General features: G+C 66.8%; 4 protein-coding genes. 3 read left to right on the top strand and 1 reads right to left on the bottom strand.

The window, feature by feature from the left end; translation table 11 throughout:
- The 3 genes from ngcE to ACXAHD_RS31590 form a co-directional block, all read left to right on the top strand.
- A partial coding sequence (ngcE, locus tag ACXAHD_RS31600; protein ID WP_475055082.1) for an N-acetylglucosamine/diacetylchitobiose ABC transporter substrate-binding protein occupies window positions 1–1351 on the top strand: 1351 nt, incomplete at its 5' end.
- A 43-nt stretch (window positions 1352–1394) separates the two neighbouring features.
- A complete protein-coding gene (locus ACXAHD_RS31595) occupies window positions 1395–2336 on the top strand; it encodes a carbohydrate ABC transporter permease (RefSeq protein ID WP_281555341.1) in 942 nt (313 codons plus the stop codon).
- 13 nt (window positions 2337–2349) lie between these two features.
- Window positions 2350–3324: a carbohydrate ABC transporter permease gene (locus ACXAHD_RS31590; RefSeq protein ID WP_475055079.1), complete on the top strand. Its 975-nt coding sequence runs from the start codon at window positions 2350–2352 to the stop codon at window positions 3322–3324.
- Window positions 3325–3351: 27 nt separating this feature from the next.
- Here the strand turns inward: ACXAHD_RS31590 and ACXAHD_RS31585 are convergent, their stop codons facing one another.
- The gene (locus tag ACXAHD_RS31585) at window positions 3352–3600 is read right to left on the bottom strand and encodes a hypothetical protein (protein ID WP_281555340.1); all 249 of its coding nucleotides are present in this window, start codon (window positions 3598–3600) and stop codon (window positions 3352–3354) included.
- Between the last annotated feature and the right edge of the window lie 413 nt (window positions 3601–4013).

Below are 4013 nucleotides of genomic sequence, written 5' to 3'. Positions count from 1 at the left end.
GCTGGCCGGCCCGGCGGCCGGCCTGCTCTCCGCCTGTGCCGGCAGCGACCCCGGCACGGGTACGGAGACCGGCGCCAAGAGCGCCGACAACCCGTTCGGTGTCGCCGACGACAGCAGCGTCGACGTCGTCGTGTTCAACGGCGGCCTCGGCGACGAGTACCCCGAGTTCGACAAGACGCTGTTCGTGGCCAAGCACGACAGCGTCACGGTGAACCTCAGCTCCACCCAGAAGATCAAGACCGAGCAGCAGCCGAAGTTCTCCACCACCCCGGCCGACCTGATCAACAACTCGGGCGCCGACCTGATGGCGATCGACACCCTGATCAACGAGGGCGCGCTGACCGAGCTGACCCCGCTGCTGGACGCGCCGAGCTGGGACGACCCGGCCGTCAAGGTGCGCGACACGCTGCTGCCCGGCACCGTCGACGACGGTACGTTCGACGGCGAGTTCTTCCAGCTCAACTACGCGTACACGGTGTTCGGTCTGTGGTTCGACCAGGCCTTGTTCGACCGCAACGGATGGGCGGTGCCGACCAGCTTCGACGAGTTCTTCACCCTCGCCCCGAAGATCAAGGCGGCCGGTGTCGCGCCGTTCGCCTTCGCCGGCAAGTACCCGTACTACATGCGCTGGCCGATCATGACCTGGATCTGGCTGGCCGGTGGCCGGCAGGCGGTCGTCGACATCGACAACCTGACCGAAGGTGCCTGGCAGACCGACGCGGTCACCGCCGCGATGAGCGCCGTCGAGAAGATGGTCGCCGACGGCTACACCCTCACCGGCAGCGACACCCTGACCCACACCGAGTCGCAGCAGGCCTGGCTGGACGGCAAGGCGGCGTTCCTGCCCTGCGGCACCTGGCTGGAGAACGAGATGCGGGCCACCATCCCCAGCGGCTTCCAGATGAAGATCGCCCCGGTGTGGAGTGTCGGCGCTGCCGACGCCGCCCCGTACGGCACCGTGCAGGCCGGCTCCGGCGAAGGCTGGATCGTGCCGAAGAAGGCCGCCAACGCCCCCGGCGGCATGGAGTTCCTGCGGGCCATGCTCTCCAAGGAGGGCGCCGGCAAGTTCGCCGAGCTGACCAGCTCGCTCGCCTCGGTGAAGGGCTCCGGTGACAACGTCACCACCTCCACCGCGCTGACCTCGGCCAACGAGCTGATGAGCAACGCCCCCGGCGACCTGGTGTCGTTTCGTCACCCCGACTGGTACGCCGACCTGGACAAGGTGGAGCAGAACGCGATCGGTGAGCTGATGGCCGGTCGGATGACCGCCAAGGAGTTCCAGGACACCCTGCAGCAGGCGGCCGACGAGATCGCGGCGGACGACGCGGTGAACAAGTTCACCCGCTCCTGAGTCGTCGCTCCGCTGACCCGACCGAGCAGAAGGTGACCTGACGATGCAGCACGGAAAGGCCCGGTTCGTGACGGGCTTCCTGGCACTGCCGGTGGCGCTGTACGTGTTCTACGTCGTCTGGCCGTACGCCCAGGCGGCCGGCTACTCGCTGACCAACTGGGGCGGCTACTCCGACACCCAGGAGTTCGTCGGGCTGGCCAACTACGTCCAGATGTTCGGCGACGAGCTGATCCGTACGGCGTTCTGGCACAACGTCTTCTTCCTGGTCACCCTGCCGTTGTTCACCATCGCGCTGGCCCTGTTCCTTGCTTTCCTGCTCAACGTGGGCGGGCGTGGGGACAGGGCCGGCGTGCGGGGCGTCCGCGGCTCCGGCGTCTACAAGGTGATCTTCTTCTTCCCGCAGGTGCTGTCCCTGGTGCTGGTCGCCATCATGTGGGGCGCCATCTACCGGGGCGACAGCCAGGGGCTGCTCAACGGCATCCTGATCAGGATCGGTCTGGTCGACGCGGAGCAGCCGCTGAAGTTCGTCTCCGACCCGACGCCGTTCCTCGGCGTACCGGCGGTGCTGTGGTGGCTGCTGCTGATCGCCGTCTGGGGCGGGGTCGGCTTCTACATGGTGCTGTTCTCCGCCGCCATGCAGTCGATCCCGAAGGACATCTTCGAGGCGGCGATGCTCGACGGGGCCAGCCGGGTGACCAGCTTCCTGCGGATCACCCTGCCGCTGCTGCGCGACAGCATCTCGGTCGCCTGGGTCTACCTCGGCTTCATCGCCCTGGACATGTACGCGCTGGTCTTCGTGATGACCCCCAACCAGGGCGGCCCCGACCACGCCAGTGAGGTGTTCGCGTCGGTCATCAACTTCACCGCCTTCAACAAGGGCCAGTTCGGCTACGCCTGCGCGATCGGTGTCGCGCTGGCCATCTTCACGCTGCTGCTCGCCGCGATGCAGTTGCGGATCACCCGCCGTGAGCGGATCGAATTCTAGGGAGGGCCGCGCGATGAGTACTGTCACCAACCCACCGACCAGCGCGGCCGGCCCGCCGCCACCGCCGTCGAAGACCGCCGACGGTCGGCGTACCGCCCGGGCGCGGCCGCCCCGGCGGGCCGGCGCGGTCAGCGACTCCTTCTTCAACGGCTTCTCCCACCTGTTCCTGCTGATCTGGGGCGCGATGGTGGTGCTGCCGCTGCTGTGGGTGGTGATGTCGTCGTTCAAGGACGACGCGCAGATCATCCGGGAGCCGCTGTCGCTGATCCCGGACCAGCTGCACTGGGAGAACTTCGCCCGGGCCTGGGTCGACGGCGGCATCGGCGACTTCTTCGTCAACACCATCCTCATCGTCGGCGGCGGGGTCTTCCTGACCATGCTGCTCGGTTCGATGGCCGCCTACGTGCTGGCCCGGTACGAGTTCCCCGGCAACCGGGTCATCTACTACATGTTCCTGTCCGGGCTGACCCTGCCGGTGTTCATGGCCGCGGTGCCGTTGTACAAGGGTGTCTACAACACCGGCGTGTTCATCCCACTGCTCGGCCCCAACAGCCACGTGATGCTGATCCTCGTCTACGTGGCCTGGTCGCTGGCGTTCACGGTCTTCTTCATGCACTCGTTCTTCAAGACGCTGCCGACCACGGTCGCCGAGGCGGCGATGGTGGACGGCGCCTCGCACAGCACACTGTTCTTCCGGGTGATGTTGCCGATGTCGAAACCCGGGCTGATCAGCATCGGCATCTTCAACGTGATCGGCCAGTGGAACCAGTGGTACCTGCCGTACCTGCTGATGCAGCCCAACGGCGGCGAGGCGAAGAACCAGGTGATCGCCCAGGGCCTGATCGACCTGTCGGTGAACCAGGGCTACAAGTCCGACTGGTCGGGCCTGTTCGCCGGGGTGACCATGGCGATGCTGCCGGTGCTGCTGGTCTACATCGTCTTCCAGCGGCAGGTGCAGTCCGGCCTCACCGGCAGCGTCTCCAAGTAGGCGACGTCTCCAGGCCGCCGGTGGTGGTCAGTGCACGTATATGACGTCGACCATGTGCGCGCCCCCGGTGCGCGGCGGCGACAACAGATAGGTGGTCGACGCGGGCACCGCGAAGTAGAACGTCCAGCTGCTGGCATACCACCAGTTCGTCTGGTACAGGACCCCGCCGATCGGGTTGCACATGTAGTTGCTCACCGCCGCCTCGGCGGCATTCGCCGGCAACATGACGGCGATGATTGCGCTGAACGCGACGAGGGTACGGCGTAGTGCTTTCATAATCGTCCTCCCGGTGATTGAGGCGGATCTCGAATCTAACCGGCTGATTGACCCTGAAAAATGTTTCACTAGGTTCTCGACATACGCATTTCTGCGTTCTTGACGTGATCCTGACCATTGCCCGCCGGCACGGTTGCCCACCTGGGGTTCGCGGGTCTGATGCATGTGTGGCATTGCGATGCCACACATGCATCAGACCTGGAGAGCACCTGCCTCCGGCCCGGCAGGCGCGGGGACTGCCGGGCCGGCGGCCGTCGCACCCACGACCAGGGCCGATGTTGTCGTACGCCGGGGCAACAATGGTCGGGTGCTGGTGGCGGTGGCGGCGGGTCCGGGCGGCGGCGGCGTGCGGCGGCTGCTGCACGCCGATGGGCGACCCGCCGGCCCGGTCGAGGCCGTGCCCGACCTGGCGG

The sequence above is a fragment of the Micromonospora sp. ABR4_055 genome (genome assembly GCF_056160425.1).
This window is presented reverse-complemented; position numbering and strand designations above follow the sequence as displayed.

What these genes read in the sequence shown, in the direction of transcription:
- ACXAHD_RS31590 (WP_475055079.1), top strand. Translation starts at nt 2,350, where the DNA reads ATGAGTACTGTCACCAACCCACCGACCAGCGCGGCCGGCCCGCCGCCA.
- ACXAHD_RS31595 (WP_281555341.1), top strand. Translation starts at nt 1,395, where the DNA reads ATGCAGCACGGAAAGGCCCGGTTCGTGACGGGCTTCCTGGCACTGCCG.
- ACXAHD_RS31585 (WP_281555340.1), bottom strand. Translation starts at nt 3,600, where the DNA reads ATGAAAGCACTACGCCGTACCCTCGTCGCGTTCAGCGCAATCATCGCC.